The 16,259-nt window shown below is 65.9% G+C and carries 16 protein-coding genes; 6 read left to right on the forward strand and 10 right to left on the reverse strand.

What is annotated here, in order from left to right; genetic code table 11:
* Window positions 1-9: 9 nt before the first annotated feature.
* From U9J33_RS07025 to U9J33_RS07050, 6 genes are all read right to left on the reverse strand, one after another.
* Window positions 10-663, reverse strand: a complete 654-nt coding sequence (locus U9J33_RS07025; protein ID WP_324698708.1) for an inner membrane-spanning protein YciB — start codon at window positions 661-663, stop codon at window positions 10-12.
* Window positions 663-1,604 carry a signal recognition particle-docking protein FtsY gene (gene ftsY, locus U9J33_RS07030; protein WP_054439702.1) on the reverse strand — a complete coding sequence of 314 codons (942 nt, stop codon included), beginning with the start codon at window positions 1,602-1,604 and terminating at the stop codon, window positions 663-665. Before ftsY ends, U9J33_RS07025 begins: the two co-directional genes overlap by 1 nt.
* Entirely contained in the window at window positions 1,601-2,815 is a 1,215-nt protein-coding gene (locus U9J33_RS07035) for a MiaB/RimO family radical SAM methylthiotransferase (protein WP_324698709.1), read from the reverse strand. Before U9J33_RS07035 ends, ftsY begins: the two co-directional genes overlap by 4 nt.
* Complete coding sequence (dapF, locus tag U9J33_RS07040; RefSeq protein ID WP_324698710.1) at window positions 2,812-3,630, reverse strand: diaminopimelate epimerase; 819 nt, start codon at window positions 3,628-3,630, stop codon at window positions 2,812-2,814. Before dapF ends, U9J33_RS07035 begins: the two co-directional genes overlap by 4 nt.
* Before the next feature lie 69 nt (window positions 3,631-3,699).
* A complete protein-coding gene (locus tag U9J33_RS07045; protein ID WP_231636062.1) occupies window positions 3,700-5,409 on the reverse strand; it encodes a putative bifunctional diguanylate cyclase/phosphodiesterase in 1,710 nt (569 codons plus the stop codon).
* Window positions 5,410-5,499: 90 nt separating this feature from the next.
* The gene (locus U9J33_RS07050; RefSeq protein ID WP_324699020.1) at window positions 5,500-6,435 is read right to left on the reverse strand and encodes an isopenicillin N synthase family dioxygenase; all 936 of its coding nucleotides are present in this window, start codon (window positions 6,433-6,435) and stop codon (window positions 5,500-5,502) included.
* A 145-nt stretch (window positions 6,436-6,580) separates the two neighbouring features.
* Between U9J33_RS07050 and U9J33_RS07055 the strand changes: the two genes are divergently transcribed.
* From U9J33_RS07055 to U9J33_RS07065, 3 genes are all read left to right on the forward strand, one after another.
* Window positions 6,581-6,994 carry an EVE domain-containing protein gene (locus U9J33_RS07055; protein ID WP_054439698.1) on the forward strand — a complete coding sequence of 138 codons (414 nt, stop codon included), beginning with the start codon at window positions 6,581-6,583 and terminating at the stop codon, window positions 6,992-6,994.
* A 121-nt stretch (window positions 6,995-7,115) separates the two neighbouring features.
* Complete coding sequence (locus U9J33_RS07060) at window positions 7,116-7,298, forward strand: CsbD family protein (protein ID WP_054439696.1); 183 nt, start codon at window positions 7,116-7,118, stop codon at window positions 7,296-7,298.
* A gap of 198 nt (window positions 7,299-7,496) precedes the next feature.
* Window positions 7,497-7,721: a hypothetical protein gene (locus tag U9J33_RS07065; RefSeq protein WP_324698711.1), complete on the forward strand. Its 225-nt coding sequence runs from the start codon at window positions 7,497-7,499 to the stop codon at window positions 7,719-7,721.
* 48 nt (window positions 7,722-7,769) lie between these two features.
* Here the strand turns inward: U9J33_RS07065 and U9J33_RS07070 are convergent, their stop codons facing one another.
* Window positions 7,770-9,083: an MFS transporter gene (locus U9J33_RS07070; protein ID WP_324698712.1), complete on the reverse strand. Its 1,314-nt coding sequence runs from the start codon at window positions 9,081-9,083 to the stop codon at window positions 7,770-7,772.
* A gap of 323 nt (window positions 9,084-9,406) precedes the next feature.
* On the opposite strand from U9J33_RS07070, the gene chrA reads away from it, so the two are divergent.
* The 3 genes from chrA (at window position 9,407) to U9J33_RS07085 (ending at window position 12,781) form a co-directional block, all read left to right on the forward strand.
* Window positions 9,407-10,735 carry a chromate efflux transporter gene (gene chrA, locus U9J33_RS07075; RefSeq protein WP_054439871.1) on the forward strand — a complete coding sequence of 443 codons (1,329 nt, stop codon included), beginning with the start codon at window positions 9,407-9,409 and terminating at the stop codon, window positions 10,733-10,735.
* A 77-nt stretch (window positions 10,736-10,812) separates the two neighbouring features.
* Complete coding sequence (pgsA, locus tag U9J33_RS07080) at window positions 10,813-11,406, forward strand: CDP-diacylglycerol--glycerol-3-phosphate 3-phosphatidyltransferase (protein WP_054439868.1); 594 nt, start codon at window positions 10,813-10,815, stop codon at window positions 11,404-11,406.
* 244 nt (window positions 11,407-11,650) lie between these two features.
* The gene (locus U9J33_RS07085; protein WP_054439866.1) at window positions 11,651-12,781 is read left to right on the forward strand and encodes an MFS transporter; all 1,131 of its coding nucleotides are present in this window, start codon (window positions 11,651-11,653) and stop codon (window positions 12,779-12,781) included.
* Window positions 12,782-12,808: 27 nt separating this feature from the next.
* Here U9J33_RS07085 and U9J33_RS07090 read toward each other — a convergent pair whose 3' ends face one another.
* From U9J33_RS07090 to U9J33_RS07100, 3 genes are all read right to left on the reverse strand, one after another.
* Window positions 12,809-13,705: a hydrogen peroxide-inducible genes activator gene (locus U9J33_RS07090; RefSeq protein WP_054439690.1), complete on the reverse strand. Its 897-nt coding sequence runs from the start codon at window positions 13,703-13,705 to the stop codon at window positions 12,809-12,811.
* A complete protein-coding gene (rnd, locus tag U9J33_RS07095; protein WP_132469118.1) occupies window positions 13,702-14,931 on the reverse strand; it encodes a ribonuclease D in 1,230 nt (409 codons plus the stop codon). Before rnd ends, U9J33_RS07090 begins: the two co-directional genes overlap by 4 nt.
* Window positions 14,932-15,012: 81 nt before the next feature.
* Window positions 15,013-16,104 carry a hypothetical protein gene (locus tag U9J33_RS07100; RefSeq protein ID WP_324698713.1) on the reverse strand — a complete coding sequence of 364 codons (1,092 nt, stop codon included), beginning with the start codon at window positions 16,102-16,104 and terminating at the stop codon, window positions 15,013-15,015.
* Between the last annotated feature and the right edge of the window lie 155 nt (window positions 16,105-16,259).

Genomic DNA, 16,259 nt, shown 5'->3' on the forward strand with positions numbered 1-16,259 from the left:
GCGGCCCGCTCAGTCGTGCGGCGGATTCTCGATCACTTCTTCCTTGGCGGCCTCGCCCATCCCGTGCTTGAGCACCATGGGAAGCTGGGAGAAGGTGAAAACGAATGAAAGCACCGTGAATCCCCAGAGCTTTGCCTGAAGCCAGGTTTCGAAGCTCACGCTGAAGACCAGTGCCGTGTTCAGCGCTGCGAGCAGCAGGAAGAACCAGGCCCAGTTGCGTGAAAGCTTCAGCCATCCTTCCTCGGTCAGACCTTCGAAGGCGGACTGGAGGAGATACTTCAGCATGGCCTTCCCGCGCATCAGGCCGAAGAACAGCACGCCCGCAAACATCAGGTAGACGGCGGTGGGCTTGATCTGGATCCAGAAGGCGTCGTGGAACACCACGGTCAGCGCGCCAAATCCGACGATCAGCACCGTCGTCAGCCAGAGCATCGGCGAGATATGGCCGAGCCGCCATTTCGAGATGCCCAGCGCGATCACGGTGGCGACCATGAAGGCGATAGTGCCCTTGATGACGGCGGAAACGGTGCCGATGGTACTGCCTTCGCCGGCTGGAGAAAAGTGCCGGTAGGCGAGGAAGAAGACCAGCAGCGGTCCAAAATCGACGACGAGGTTGACCCAGCTCGACTTAGGCTTTTCCGCGGAGGTGGTGTGGGCGTTCATCAGGCGATTCCGGCGATGACCCGTGCCAGCAGGTCCGGGTTGAAGGGGCGCAAGTCGTCGATCTTCTCGCCGACGCCGATGGCGTGGATGGGCAGGCCGTATTGCTCCGCCGCCGCGACGAGGACGCCGCCGCGTGCGGTGCCGTCCAGCTTGGTCATGATGAGGCCGGAGACGCCCGCCACTTCCTTGAAAATCTCGATCTGCGAGAGCGCGTTCTGGCCGTTGGTGGCGTCGAGCACGAGCACCACGTCATGCGGTGCCTCGGGATTGAGGCGGCCGAGCACGCGGCGGATCTTGGACAGTTCGTCCATCAGCTCGCGCTTGTTCTGGAGGCGGCCGGCGGTATCGACGATCAAAGCGTCGATACCCTGGTCGGTCGCGGCCTTGACCGCATCGAACACGATCGACGCAGGGTCGCCGCCCTCGGGCCCCTTGATCAGCGGAATGCCGAGGCGGTCGGCCCAGACACCGAGCTGGCCGATTGCAGCGGCGCGGAAAGTGTCGCCCGCCGCCAGCATGACCGAATAATCCTGCTCCTGGAACAAGTGCGCCAGCTTGGCGATCGTGGTGGTCTTGCCCGAGCCGTTTACGCCGATCACGAGGATCACTTGCGGACGCGGGAAGGCGACGACATCGAGCGGCTTGGCGACCGGACGTAGAATCTCGGCGATCTCGCGGGCGACCACTTCCATGATCGCGCGCTCATCGGCGTCACGCTCGAAGCGCTCTTCGGCAAGGCGGGTGCGTATGCGGGCGGCGGCGCGGGGGCCGAGGTCCGACATGATCAGCGCGTCTTCGAGCGCATCGAGCTGTGCGTCGTCGAGCTTCGATTTACCGACGATGCCGGAGAGATTCTCGCTCAGGCGTTCGGAGGTCTTGCGAAAGCCGCCGAACAGGCGGTCGGACCAGTCGCGTTCAGCCTGCTGGCCTTCGGTACTCATGATTCCAGTATTCCTTCGACTACCCTTGCGGGCGTAACGCGGATCAGCGCGCCGGGCTGCGCATGGGCAGGCAAGCGCACGGGCGCGAAGTTTTCCGCATGGCCTTTCCCACCTCTTTCGGCAAGCACGGATAGCGGGTGGCCGATGAGGCCGGCCAGCCAGCTCGCCCTGATTTCGGCGATCCTGTCGCGCAGCTGCGCGGCGCGCGCCTTGATCGCGGCGGGATCGACTTGCGGCATGCGCGCCGCCGGGGTGCCGGGGCGCTGCGAATAGGGAAAGACGTGACCGTGGACGACCTGCAGTTCGCCCAGGATGGAGAGATTGGCCGCGTGGGCCTCCTCGTCCTCTGTCGGGAACCCGGCGATAAGGTCGGCGCCGATGGCGATCTCGGGGCGGCGCGCGCGCAGGCTGGAGACGAGGCCGATGGCATCGGCGCGGGAATGTCGGCGCTTCATGCGCTTGAGGATCAGGTCGTGGCCATGCTGGAGCGAGAGGTGGACATGCGGCATGATCCGCGCTTCGCCGACCAGCAGCTCGAACAGGGTCTCGTCCACTTCGGCGCCATCGATGGAGGAAAGGCGCAGGCGGGGCAGAGCGGGAAAGCGCGCGAGGATCGCTTCGCAGAGCGCGCCGAGGCGGGGGGCGCCGGCGCGATCAGTTCCCAGATCACTTCCCTGATCACTGGCCCAAGACGTGAGGTCCACGCCGGTCAGCACGATCTCGTTCACGCCGCTGTCGAGGTGGACCGCCACGTCGTGCAGCACCTCGGAGACGCTGCGCGAGCGGCTGGGGCCGCGGCCTTGCGGGATCACGCAGAACGTGCAGGCATGGTCGCAGCCGTTCTGCACTTGCACGAAACCGCGCGTATAGGCGCGGCGTTCGGCGGGGGCAGGTACGGCGGGCACGTTCCAGGCGCGTGGGTCGAGCTTGGCGGTGTTCGGAACCAGGCCATCGACCTCGGGCATGGCTGCCAGCATCTCGCGCTCTACTTCGGCGGCGCAGCCGGTGACGATCAGGCGCGCGTCCGGCCGTTCCTTGCGAGCGCGGCGGATGGTCTGGCGGGTCTGGCGCACCGCTTCGGCCGTCACCGCGCAGGAATTGACGACCACGAGATCCCCATCGGCGTCGGACACGCCGCGCAAGAGCCCGCGCAGCGTTTCGCTTTCCGAAATGTTGAGGCGGCAGCCGAGCGAATGGACTTCGACGGTCAATCTGGAATCCCGTAGTCCGCCGCTTCGAACGAGCCCCGGAACGATTCGGTCGCGGGGCCGGTCATGACGATCTCGTCGTCTTCCCGCCATTCGATTGCGAGCGGGCCGCCGGGCAGGGTGACGGTGACCTTGCGATCCACGAGGCCGCGCTTCATCGCGCCGATGGCAGTCGCACAGGCACCGGTGCCGCAGGCGCGGGTAAGCCCGGCGCCGCGCTCCCACACGCGCAGGCTGATGGCATCGCGCGCGGTGACGGCCGCGACATTGACGTTGATGCGCTCGGGAAACAGCGGATCGGTCTCGATCAGAGGGCCGAGGCGCGCCATGTCGATCCGGTATGGATCTTCAACGAAGAAGATCACGTGCGGATTGCCGACATTGACTGCAATCGGATTGACGAGCTCCTCCCAGGCCACCGGCATCCGGTGCGTATCCATCGGATAGCCGAGCGGGATTGCATCCCAGTCGAAACGGGGCTTGCTCATTTCCACGCTGATGCCGCCATCGGTAGGCGTGGTGGCAAGCATTCCGCCCAGCGTCTCGATCGTGGCGGGACGCCCATGGAGCAGGCCGATGGCGCGGGTGGCGTTGCCGCAGGCTTCCACTTCGCTACCGTCGCCATTGAAGATGCGCATGCGGAAATCGCCGAGATCCGAAGGCGCCAGCACGATCAGCTGGTCGCAGCCGATGCCGGTGTGGCGGTCGGCGAGCGCGGCGGCCAGCGCCGCATCCACGACCGGCAGCGCGCCGGTGCGTCCATCGAGCACGACGAAGTCGTTGCCGAGCCCATGCATCTTGGTGAAATCGATCCGCATGGCGCGCGATTTATGCGCTGCGGCGCGTCAGGTCCAGAGAAAGCCGCAAGACGGGCGTACAGGACCCGGTCAGGCCTGCCGGGCTTGCGGGTCGTCAGTGCTTTCGGCGGCGCTGGAGAGTTCCGCTTCGCGCTTCGCCTCGATTTGGCTGCGCAGCGCTTCGAGATCGCTGATCGCTTCCGAGTCGGCCACGAGTTCCATCCCTTCGAGCCATTCGGCGAGCTGTGCGGCAGGACGAGGACGGCCATAGAGATAGCCCTGGCCCTTGATCTGGTCGTATTGCTGGAGGTGCGAGAGCACTTCGCTGGTCTCGATCCCTTCCGCGGTTACGGGCATGTCCAGTCCCTTGCCCAGCATGGCGATGGCGTGGACGATCGCGGCGCTGTCCTTGTTGTCGGTCAGGCTGGAAACGAAGCTGCGATCGATCTTGATGCGATCAAACGGCAGGCTGCGCAGCAGCGCCAGCGAGCTGTAGCCGGTCCCGAAGTCGTCGAGGCTGACCTTGATGCCCTGATTCTTCAGGCTGGTGATCAGCGTGCGGACCTGCGCCAGGTTCTGGTGCAGGCAGGATTCGGTGATCTCGATCTCAAGTCGGTGCGGCGGAAAGCTCGCTTCCAGCAGGAGTTTGAGCAGCTTCTGGGCGAACCATGGATCGCGCAATTGCAGCGGGGAGATATTGACCGAAAGGGTAAGGCGCGAATCCCAGCCTTTGGCATCGTCGAGAGCCTGCGCGATCACGCATTCCGAGAGGTCGGCGATCGCGCCGATCTCTTCCGCGATGGGGATGAAGATATCGGGCGCGACGATGCCGAACTGCGGAGAATTCCAGCGCGCCAGCATTTCGAACCCGGTCAGTTCGCCGGTGTGCAGGTCGATCTGCTGTTCGTAGAACGGCACGAACTCGCCGCGCGGAATTCCCTGGCGAATCCCGAATTCCAGTTCATTGCGGAAGCGCATCTCGGCGGCCATCGGGGCCTCGAACCAGTAGTAGCTGTTCCGGCCCTGCCGCTTGGCATGGTACATGGCGACATCGGCCATTTCGAGCAGCGCGCGGGCATCGGGGCGATCGCCGTGCGCGGGAGGAAAGTCGGATCGGGCGAGCCCTATCGAAGCGGTCACTTCGATATTGATCGCATTGACCGAGGCGCTTTGCCCGATCGCCTCCACGAGCGACGCGGCGATGCGGTCGATCCGGTCCACGCGGGTAAGGTCGAAGGGGATGGCGACGGAAAACTCGTCACCGCCGATGCGGCTGATCAGCGCCTGGTGAGGGAGGCAACCGGAAATCCGCCGCGCGCACTCCTGCAGAAGCCGGTCGCCGGTGTTGTGGCCGTTGTAGTCATTGACCTGCTTGAAGTTGTCGAGGTCGATCATGGCCAGAACGACGGCGCGCCCCTGCAACTCCGCCTTGCGGATCATCTCGTCCACCGCGCGGTGGAAGCTGCGGCGGTTGAGGAAGCCGGTGAGCGGGTCGGTTTCGGCCAAGTGGCGCGCGCGCTGTTCTGCGCGTTTGCGCTGGCGGATTTCCTCGCAAAGCTGGCGGTAGCGGCTCCACCCGAAGATGATGATCGCCACGTTGAGCAGGAAGGCGTTGAGCAGGAATCGGTCTGGCCCCGGACCCTGGCCAAGCAGCGATTTCACGACCGAAGGGCCGATGGCGCTGCCCGTCGCCACGAACAGCAGGATGGCCGCGGTGACGATGCCCAGCGCGACGATGTCGACCTGACGGTCGGCAATCTCGCCGTCGCCGCCGTCTGGCGCGGCCCCGATTGTGCTCACCTGATGTCCCCCTGCGCTTGAACCCCGGTGGATCGCTAGCGCAGGGGGACTGAAATATTGGTTAAGTTGGCCGAACCGCGCGCGGTCGTCTTACATCTTGAGGCCGATCTCGCGCAGGCGTTCCTGCAGATAGTCGTCTGCGGTGATGCTGACGGGATAACGGTCCGGGTTTTCCTCGCTCACGCATTGTTCCAGCGTCCTGAACGGGAAGTCGCTGCGCAGGTGGAGGAAGAACGGCATCGAGTAGCGGCTGTGCGCGGCGCGGTCGCCCTCGGGATTGCGGACGCGGTGCGTGGTCGAGGGCAGGAAGTGGTTGGTCAGGCGCTGGAGCATGTCACCGATATTGATGACCACCGCGCCTTCGGGCGGCGCGACCGAAAGCCACTCGCCGTTCTTGCCAAGCAGTTCGAGACCGGCTTCCTGCGCGCCGAGCAGCAGGGTGATGAGGTTGATGTCCTCATGCGCGCCGGCGCGAATGGCACCGCCCGCACCTGATCCCACGGGCGGATAGTGCAGCAGGCGCAGGACCGAGTTTCCGTCTTCGATGGCCGGATCGAACCAGCGCGCATCGAGGCCGAGATAGACCGCGATGGCGGCAAGAATCTCGGCGCCGGCCTTGTCGAACTGGGCGAAGAGTTCCGTGAAGGTTTCCTCGAAGCCTTCGATCTCGGCGGGCCAGATGTTGGGCGGCATCGAGGCGGCGAGCGGCGAGCCGGCGGGCAGGTCGCGGCCGACATGCCAGAACTCCTTGAGGTCCTTTTCGGTCGCGCCCTTGGCCACTTCGGTGCGGAACGGCGTATACCCGCGCGCGCCGCCCTGTCCGGTGATGAAGTACCGGCGCTTGACGTCGTCGGGGAGTGCGAAGAACTGCTCGGTAAGCGCCCAGGCGCGGGCGATCAGGGCCTGGTCTATGCCGTGGTCGCGGACCATCGCGAAGCCGAAGGTGCGAAAGCTCTCGCCGATGTGCTGCGAGAATTCGGCGCGGTCGCCTTCGAGGCTGAGAACGGGAATCTGGGCAAGGTTCATCATGGTCTTCCAAACAAGGATCGGCTGACAGTGACCGGCACGCGCGAATGACGGCGCCGAATCACCAGTGTTGTCTCCGCCGATTGAATCGCTATGCGGCCCCCATAGAAGTTTCTGGCCGTAAGGCGAAATCGAAAGGCGATTTATGGCAAAGCGCTACTGGCTGATGAAGTCGGAACCGGACGCCTACAGCTGGGACGACCTTGTCGCGGAAGGTGAGGGCACCTGGGACGGCGTGCGCAACCACCGTGCGGCCAACAACCTGCGCGCGATGCAGGTGGGGGACGAGGTGTTCTTCTACCATTCCAACATCGGCAAGGAGATCGTCGGCATCGCCACGATCAGCCAGTCCGGCCTCAGCGATCCTACCGATCCCGAAGGCAAGTGGGCGGCGGTCAAGCTCAAGCCCGTGCGCAAGGTGGCTCGTCCGGTCACTCTCCAGCAGGTCAAGGCCGACCCCAGGCTGGCCGAGATGGAGCTGGTCAAGTTCTCGCGCCTCTCGGTCGCGGTGGTGACGCCTGAGGAATGGGACTACATCCTCACTCTTGCGGGAGGCTGATTTTCGTCTTGCCTTCGCCGCGGCACGGCTCGGCGCGAAGGCACGCAACTTGCGGCGGCATCTGCGGGTTTGTCTCTCGTGAACACGGCGGACTTTCGCCGGACAAGCAAGGAGATCGACCATGGGTAAGCTCAAGGACACCGTGAAGGGCCTCGGCAACGAAGTCGCCGGCAATGCCAAGCAGGTGATCGGCAAGGCCCGCAACGATCCGGCCCAGCAGGCCGAAGGCAAGGCGCAGGAAACCAAGGGCGAAGTCCAGCAGGGCATCGGCAAGGTCAAGGGCGCACTGGGCGACCGCATCTGACATAGTTCCCTCGGGAACACCGCGCTCCGCCGGATCGGCGCAAGCGTTTAAAGGGTCGCCAGCTGGCGGCCCTTTTTCGTGGGAAACCAGTCGCTTGTTAAAACTCCTTCATCTGTTCACGAGAACACTTTCGTCCCGAAATGAGATGATCCTTTCGGGTGACTGGAAAAGAGTAAACAAGTTCTTAAGGTGCGTCTCATGCAGAGAATGTCACGACGCGATCTTGTCCTCACCAGCGAGGGTGCGGGCCATCCCTTCCGGCGGTCCCTGCCGCGCAAGGCTCTTGCGGTAACGTCCGAGGCTGCGGAGACGGCGCAGAATGTCGCGGCGGCTGAGGCGTGGCGCATGAACGGCGGCGACTGGCGCCGCTTTCTCTCAGCCTATTGCGCCACTTTCGTGGCTGCACTGGCCTTCATTGCCTGACCGGACAGAACGGCACCTGAAGGGTGCTGAACGGAACCTGCGGGCAGTTCAGGCCGGCAGGGCCGCGCGCTCGGCGCGGTAGAGCAGGAAACCGAGCCAGGCCGAGGCGCCGCAGCTGATCGCCACCACGACGAGCTGCAACACAACCGGCAGTCCGAGCAGCGACATCAGCCCCGTGGCCATGGCGCCGACCACCATCGCACCCGAATTGACGATATTGTTCGCCGCGATCGTGCGGGCCGTCTGCGACTTGTCGACGAAGGTGGTGAGGAACGCGTAGAGCGGCACCACGAACATGCCGCCGCACACCGCAATGCCGAGCAGCGTCAGCAGCAGTGGCACCGCCAGCGGCTGGACCACGAAGACCGCGACGTTCATCAGCGCTTCGGGACCGTCGTGCGGCGGCCAGATCGAGCAGACTTCCTGGAAGGCCACCAGGAACACGCCCATGCCGATCACCGATAGCGGAGACCACCGAGCCGAGACGGTGCCCTTGAGCAGCGCATTGATCGCCACCGAGCCGATCGCCACGCCGACCGAGAAGATCACCAGGAACAGGCTGGCCACTTCCTTGCTGGCGTTGAGGATGTTCTTGGTAAGCGGCGGGAACTGCACGAACAGCACCGTGCCGATGGCCCAGAAGAAGCTGATCGCGCAGATCGCCAGGTACACGCGGCGATCCTGCATCGTCGTGCGCACGAGATTGATGGAGGAGCGCACGACATGGTAGTCGATCGGCTCCAGCTTTCCGAGCGGGGGTGCCGGGGGAACCTGTCGCCCGGCGAGATAGCCGATGGCGGCGATCACCACGACGGTGACGGCGGCGATGTCCACCCTGATCCAGCCCGCCACGATCGTGCCCGCCAGCACCGCGATGTAAGTGCCTGCCTCCACGAGGCCGGTGCCGGAAAGCACTTCGCCTTCGCGCAGGTGCTGCGGCAGGATCGCGTACTTGATCGGCCCGAAGAAGGTGGAGTGGATGCCCATCGCGAACAGCGCCAGCAGCATCAGCGGGATGGCGGCGGTGTGAAGGGCAATGCCCTTCCATGCCAGCGCGAGGCCTGCGCCGCCCACCAGCATGATGAAGATCTCGCACAGCTTGACGATGCGGATGATCCTGGACTTGTCGCGCATGTCGGCCATCTGGCCCGCCAGCGCGGAAAGCAGGAAGAAGGGGATCACGAAGATGCCGGAAGCGAGCGCGCTGAACCGCGCCTCGGCGGCCTCCGAGTTGTAGACGCCGTACACCACGAACAGCACCATGGCGTTCTTGAACAGGTTGTCGTTGAACGCGCCGAGCAACTGGGTGACGAACAAGGGCAGGAATCTCCTGGCCCGGATGAGTTGGGTCGTCGTTGTCATGTCGGAAAAATTCGGCGGCCTCGCTTCATCGTTGCCGCGACACTTAATGCGGTGGGGCGAGGGCACAACCCCTTGAGGCGTTTTTTGCCGCCCGGCAGCGTTCTTCCGCGCCGGTGCGAAATCGTCCGGAAACAATCGGGCCCGGGAATCTGGCCATGCGAATGGGCGCGCCGGAAGGGCCGGGCTATTGGCAAGGCGGCGGGGCCTTGCTAGAAAAACGCAGCGGGATCGAGCAACCTCCCGACCAGGCGTCACCGCCCAAGCGTTGCCTTGTTGTCCGTGCTTGCGCGGACGGAAAGGCGCAGGGCAGGGTGGCGAACTCCATGACGAACTCCGTGAAATCCCATTCCGCGAACAGGCCGGAGTTTTCCGAGCTTCTCCGGGTCTTCGCGCGCATCGGTTTCCTCAGTTTCGGGGGACCGGCCGGGCAGATCGCGCTCATGCACCGCGAACTGGTGGACGGGCGGGAATGGGTGAGCGAGGAGCAGTTCCTTCACGCTCTCAACTTCTGCCATCTCCTGCCCGGGCCGGAGGCGCAGCAACTGGCGACATGGATCGGGTGGAAGCTGCACGGCATGCGTGGCGGGCTGGCGGCGGGACTGTTGTTCGTGCTGCCCGGCGCTTTCGTGATCCTCGGGCTTTCGGTGCTCTACGCCTATGCCGCCCATCTCGGCTGGTTTGCGGCGCTGTTCCTGGGCATCAAGTCGGCGGTGCTGGCGGTGGTGGCGCAGGCCTTGCTGCGCATCGCCGGACGGGCGCTGAACACCGGGGTCAAGAAAGGGCTGGCGCTGGCGGCGTTCATCGCGCTGTTCTTCTTCGATCTTCCCTTTCCGCTGGTGGTGCTGGGGGCAGGCGCGCTGGGCATGGGCATAGCGGCCGTGCGGCCGGACCTGCTGGCGATCAGGGAGAACGGCGAGGTCGCGCCCGCCGCGCCGCGTCCGTGGAAGCAGAGCATCGGCGCCGTCTGCCTGTGGAGCGTGATCTGGGCCCTGCCGATGGCCGCCGTGCTGGTCACGCTGGGCACGGGCCATGTGCTCTGGCAGATCGGCGCGTTCTTCTCGCAACTGGCCGTGGTGACGTTCGGCGGGGCCTATGCGGTGCTGGCCTACATGGCCCAGCAGACCGTGCAGGGTTACGGCTGGCTTTCGGCGGGGGAGATGGCGGACGGGCTGGGGCTGGCGGAAACCACCCCGGGGCCGCTGATCATGGTGACGCAGTACGTCGGCTTTCTGGCCGCCTTCCGGGCACCGGCGCCGTTCACGCCGCTGGTCGCGGGCATGATCGGCGCCGCTCTGACGACATGGGTGACCTTCGCGCCCTGCTTCCTGTGGATCTTCGCCTTCGCGCCGTGGATAGAGCGGCTTGAGAACGCGCGGCGCATCAGGGGCGGACTGGCGGCGCTGACCGCGGCGGTGGTCGGCGTGATCGCCAACCTCTCGCTCTGGTTCCTGATCCATGTCCTTTTCAGCCGGGTGGGCGATGCGCGGATCGGGCCTCTGCGCCTTTACCTGCCGGACTGGGGAAGCTTCGACTGGCGTGCCGGACTGCTGGCGGCGCTCTCGGCAATCCTGATCTTCCGGCTGAAGCTGAATGTCATCAAGGTGCTGGCGATCGCGGCTCTTGGCGGGCTGCTGCTGGCCCGGCTGGGATGATGTTTCGCGCCGCCGGGCGATATCCTCGCCAGAAGCGCATTCTCAAAAGCGATCATCGCGGCTATGGGCAGGAAAGCATGCTGACCCTGCCGAACATTCTCACCCTCTCGCGCATCGTCACGATGCCCTTCCTGGCTTTCCTGCTGTGGTGGCCGAAATGGGAGTTCGGCTATGCGCTGGCCTTCGGCGTCTACTGCCTGATGGGCATCACCGACTATTTCGACGGCTATCTCGCGCGGTCGAGCGGGACGGTCTCGAAACTCGGCGTTTTCCTCGATCCCATCGCGGACAAGATCATGGTTGCCGCCGTGATCCTGGTGCTGACGGCGCAAGGCGTGCTGACCGGACCTTACGTGGGCGACATGCACGTGATTGCCGGGCTCATCATCCTCGTGCGCGAGATCGCGGTATCGGGCCTGCGCGAATTCCTCGGCAGCCTGCAGGTCTCGGTTCCCGTCAGCCGCCTCGCCAAGTGGAAGACCACGTTCCAGCTCATCTCGCTCGGCGCGCTGATTCTCGGCGTGGCCACCCCGTGGTGGAACCTCGACGTGGGCGCGATCGAGATCAATATTCCGCACACCGTCGGCCTGACCACCCTGTGGGGCGCGGCCGTGCTTACGCTCATCACCGGGTGGGACTATCTGCGCGTCGGCCTCAAGCATATGGACTGAGGCGGGGGGCTCGCCGGTTCGGGCCTCGCGGCGCGATGCTGTCGCTGCATTGCAAAATTCGCCGTCTGACGTGAATTCGTTGCGTTTGGCGCAAGCGTGATCCTGCGGCAGGGCGGGCCACGTTCGGGGGGGACTCTTCATCAAGGACAATCCCATTACCGCGCCGCTTCGCCCTTTCACCGCCCGTTTCCGCAAGCCCTCTCCGGACGCGAATCCGCGCAGCGAGCGCCCGTTCGGCCGCGCGATGGTCTTCGCGCTGGCGGCTTCGGCGGGGCTGACGGTGGCCAATATCTATTACGGCCAGCCCATGCTCGGCCTGATGGAGCGCGAGGTTCCCGGCGCCGCGATCACTTATGTGCCCACCGCCACGCAGCTCGGCTATGCCGCCGGGCTGCTGCTGCTAGTGCCGCTGGGAGACCTGCTGGAGCGCAAGCGGCTGATCGTCACGCAGTGCCTGGCCCTGTCGGTGGCGCTGGCGCTGGTCGCACTGGCGCCGAGCGCGGGTGCCGTGCTTGCCGCCTCGCTGCTGGTGGGCCTGCTGGCCTCCGTCGCCCAGCAGATCGTGCCGCTGGCCGCCAATCTGGCCCCAGAGGACAAGCGCGGCGCGGTGGTCGGCACGGTGATGGCGGGCCTGCTCTGCGGCATCCTGCTCAGCCGGACACTGGCCGGTTTCGTGGGCGGGCACTTCGGCTGGCGCGCGATGTTCTGGCTGGCGGTGCCGCTGGCGCTGCTGACGGCGGGGCTGATGGCATGGCAGCTTCCGCGCAGCCGTCCGCAGCCGGGGGGGCTCGGCTGGCTCGGGCTCATGGCCTCGCTGCGCGATCTCTGGTGCGAATTCCCGGCGCTGCGGCTGGCGACGTTCACGCAGTGCACCCAGTTCGGCGTGTTCAGCGTGTTCTGGACGATTCTCGCGCTGCACCTTCAGGAGCCGCGCTTCGGGCTGGGCTCGGAAGTGGCGGGCCTGTTCGGCGTGCTCGGCGCGGCGGGCGTGCTGGCCGCGCCGATCGCGGGCCGTATCGCCGACCGGCGCGGCCCGCATCCGGTGATCGTGGCGGCCAGCGTGCTGACGCTGGCGTCATGGCTGGTCTTCGGGTTCTGGACCTCGATCGCCGGGCTGGTGGTCGGCGTGCTGCTGCTCGATTTCGCGATCCAGGCGAGCCAGATTTCCAACCAGAGCATCATCTATGCGCTGCGCCCCGAGGCGCGCTCGCGAATCAATACGGTCTACATGGCCTCGATGTTCCTCGCCGGCGCGGCCAGTTCGGGCGCGGCCACGGTGGCATGGCACAACTGGGGCTGGACCGGCGTGACGGTGCTGGGCACGGGAATCGCGGCGCTCGGACTGGCGCTGCAGACCTTGCGTGTGAAGAAGTAAGGCAGCGCCAGGCGCCGCCTGTTCCCGCTAACCGGCGCGCAGCTCGTCCGCGAGCATGCGGAATTCGTCCCCGCGCGGAGAGTTCTTGCGCCAGACCAGTGCGATCTCGCGGTTGGCGTTGGGCGAGAGCAGGGGCCGCGCGACGACATTGGTGCCGTTGAGGATGCCCGCGTCGATCGCCATTTCCGGCAGCATCGTCAGCCCCAGGCCATTGTCGACCATCTGCACCAGCGTGTGCAGCGAAGTGCCGATCATCGTCGCCGAGGCGCGCAGTTCCGGCCGGTTGCAGGCGGCCAGCGCATGGTCCTTGAGGCAGTGCCCGTCTTCCAGCAGCAGCAGGCGATGCTCGTCTATGACTTCGGGACCGACCTCGGCAGGCGGATTGCGCGGGTCGTCGCTGGGGAAGGCGACGAAGAAGGCGTCAAGCTCGATCGTCTCCTTCTCGACCTCGCCGGTGGCATAGGGGAGCGCCAGCAGCACGCAGTCGGCGCGGCCGTGGTGCAGCGATTCGATGGCGGCCTGGCTCGGCTCCTCGCGCAGGAACAGCTTGAGGTTCGGACGTTCGCGGCGCAGGCGCGGCAGCATCCGGGGCAGCAGGAACGGCGCGATCGTGGGGATCACGCTCATGCGCACTTCGCCCGAGAGCGGCTTGCCGCTGGACTGCACGAGGTCGGAGAGTTCCTCGGTCTCGCGCAGGATGCGGTGGGCCTTGGCAACCACCGCATTGCCCAGCGGCGTGAAGCGTACCGCGCGCTTGGTGCGTTCCACCAGCGTCACGCCGAGCAGCGCCTCAAGGTCGCGCAGGCCCGCCGAAAGCGTGGACTGCGACACGAAACAGGCATCGGCGGCGCGGCCGAAATGCCCGTGTTCGTGCAGGGCGACGAGGTACTGGAGCTGCTTGAGCGTGGGCTGGTAGACGGTCACTCTTCCGTTGCCGCCCCGTCGGTGTCGCCGGCATCGTCGTCGGCTCCGGCGACCGGCTCGTCTTCGAGGCGGGTCATCTTGAGCTTGCCGTTCTCCACCGCGAAGGCGAGCTTGCCTTCCACCAGGGCAAGCGCATCGCGGCCGAACACTTCGTAGCGCCAGCCTTCGAGGATCGGCAGCTTCTTGCGCACGCCGGCGGCCAGCAGTTCAAGGTCTTCGCTGCGGGCGAGCAGGCGGGCGGCCACGTCGATCTCGCGCGCGCGGATCTTGAGCAGCAGCTTGAGCAGGTCGGCGACGAGCGAACCTTCCTTGCCCAGCGGCGCGCCCTTGGGGGTGCGCGGGGGCAGTTCGTCGTCCGAAAGCGGTTCCGCCCGGGCGATGGTGTTCATCAGGCGCTTGCCGATGTCGTTGTCCTTCCAGCCTTGCGAGAGGCCGCGCACCTTGGCGAGATCGGCCTGCTGCTTGGGCGGGTGGCTGGCGATGTCGGCCAGCGTTTCGTCACGGGCGATGCGGCCGCGGGGGATGTTCTTGCCCTGCGCTTCGTGTTCGCGCCATTCGGCGATGGCCTTGAGCCTGCCGAGCATGGCGGAATTGCGCCCCGCCGCCTTGATCCGCTTCCACGCCTGTGCGGGGTCGTTGCGGTAATGTTCGGGATCGGCGAGCTTTTCCATCTCCTGGTCCAGCCATTCGCCGCGCCCGGTCTTGATCAGGCGCTTGAGCATCTTGGGGAAGATCTTGGAGAGGTGGGTGACGTCGCCGATGGCATATTCGATCTGCCGCTCGGTCAGCGGGCGGCGCGACCAGTCGGTGAAGCGGGCGCCCTTGTCGATGGTAAGGCCCATCCACGATTCGACGAGGTTGGAATAGCCGATCTGCTCCGACTGGCTGATCGCCATCATCGCGATCTGGGTGTCGAAGATCGGGTGCGGGGTGCGGCCGGTGAGGTTGAAGATGATCTCCACGTCCTGCCCGCCGGCGTGGAAGACCTTCAGGACTTCCTCGTTCGCGGTGAGCAGGTCGAGCAGGGGGGTCATGTCGAGCCCCTGCGCGAGCGGGTCGATCGCGGCCGCTTCCTCGGTATTGGCGATCTGCACCAGGCAGAGTTCGGGCCAATAGGTGTTCTCGCGCATGAATTCCGTGTCGACGGCCACGAAATCGGATTTCGCAAGGCGTTCGCACAGCGCGGCGAGCTCTTCGGTCTTTGTTATCAGCGGATGGATTTTCATTTCGAGCGTGGCGGTAACGCGAACAAGGCGGGGGATCAATGTTTCCCGGCCGTCAAATTCTCCGACAAATGACGATATTGCCTATTTCTTGCGCAGGAAGGGCGTCAGCAATCGATTTGCGAGGGTCTGGAGCAGGCTGGGCGCGGCCTCGTTTTCCAGCGCGGCGATGCTTTCCCGCGTCACCAGCCGGCGGCGAAGCTGAGTGCCGGTCACATGGATTCCGGGCGGAGGCAGGTGCCAGGCTTCCGCGTCGTCGCCCGGCGCGGCACCGCGCGGCGGCGGGCCGCCATCGGGGGCATCGGCGGCGAGCGGGGGCGCGGGAAACGCAGGTGCGGGAAACGAGGGCCCGGGAAACGAGGGCCCGGGAAACGAGGGCGCGGGAAACGAGGGCGCGGGAAACGGTGAGGGCGCCGGGGCAGCGGCTTGTCCGTCCGGAGCGCCTTCCGGCCATCTCTCGTCCGTGACGGCGGCAAGGGCCGCCGCCTCGAATGCCGGGTAGCCGCCATGGCCGCCCACCAGAACGGCCATGGGCCGGGGAAGCCCCTCGGCCATGGCCTTGTCGCGAATGGCCTGATGCGTCAGCACCGCGAGATGGCAGGCGCCCACCGTGCAGGCGCGCTGTTCCTCGGCGGTGGCCATGCCGGCCGTGCAAAGCTTCCGCATGGCCGCGATCACCGCGTGCAGATCCTCCAGCCCGGTTACGCCCAGCGTGTCGTCGTTGTCCTCGAAAGCGCCCTGCCACGGCACCTCGGGCATGGCGAAGGCCTGCGCCAGGCGGGACCGGCCAGCGGTGGAGAAGGGCCATGCGCGATCGGTGTAATAGGCGGTTTCGTAGAACGGGCGGCCCGGATCGGCCGAAGCAGCTGCGATGGCGGGGCAGATGTCCATGGCGATGGCGGTGACGGGATCGCCGGGCCGGTCAAGTTCGGCGATGCGCCGGATCAGCCGGTCCCAGCCGGTCACGATCACGTCCTGCGAAGCGATGAAGCGGAAGCGGGCGGGCAGAGGCAGGCCCTCGCCGCAGAGGAACACGAGTTCGTCCTTGATCCGGCGCGCCGCCTCGTCGGCGCGGCCTTCGCGCAGCATCGGCTCGATCGCCGTGCGGAACTGATTTTCCGACATGCCGTCTATGGTGACGGCATCCGGAACCTGCGCGTTGTCCATGTAATCCATTGGCGAGACCCGTTTTGCCCAGCGGCATAGCCCCGAATTGGTTTATTTGGGGTTTATGCCGGGGCCGGAGCTTTCCCGGAGAGCCCGGGCGTCGCCCGGTAGGTCGGGTTTCGCCCCGTTGCGGACATCGAAGTGCGGGAGGGTTTCTCCGCCAT

The organism is Novosphingobium sp. RL4 (assembly GCF_035658495.1).
Lineage (GTDB): Bacteria > Pseudomonadota > Alphaproteobacteria > Sphingomonadales > Sphingomonadaceae > Novosphingobium.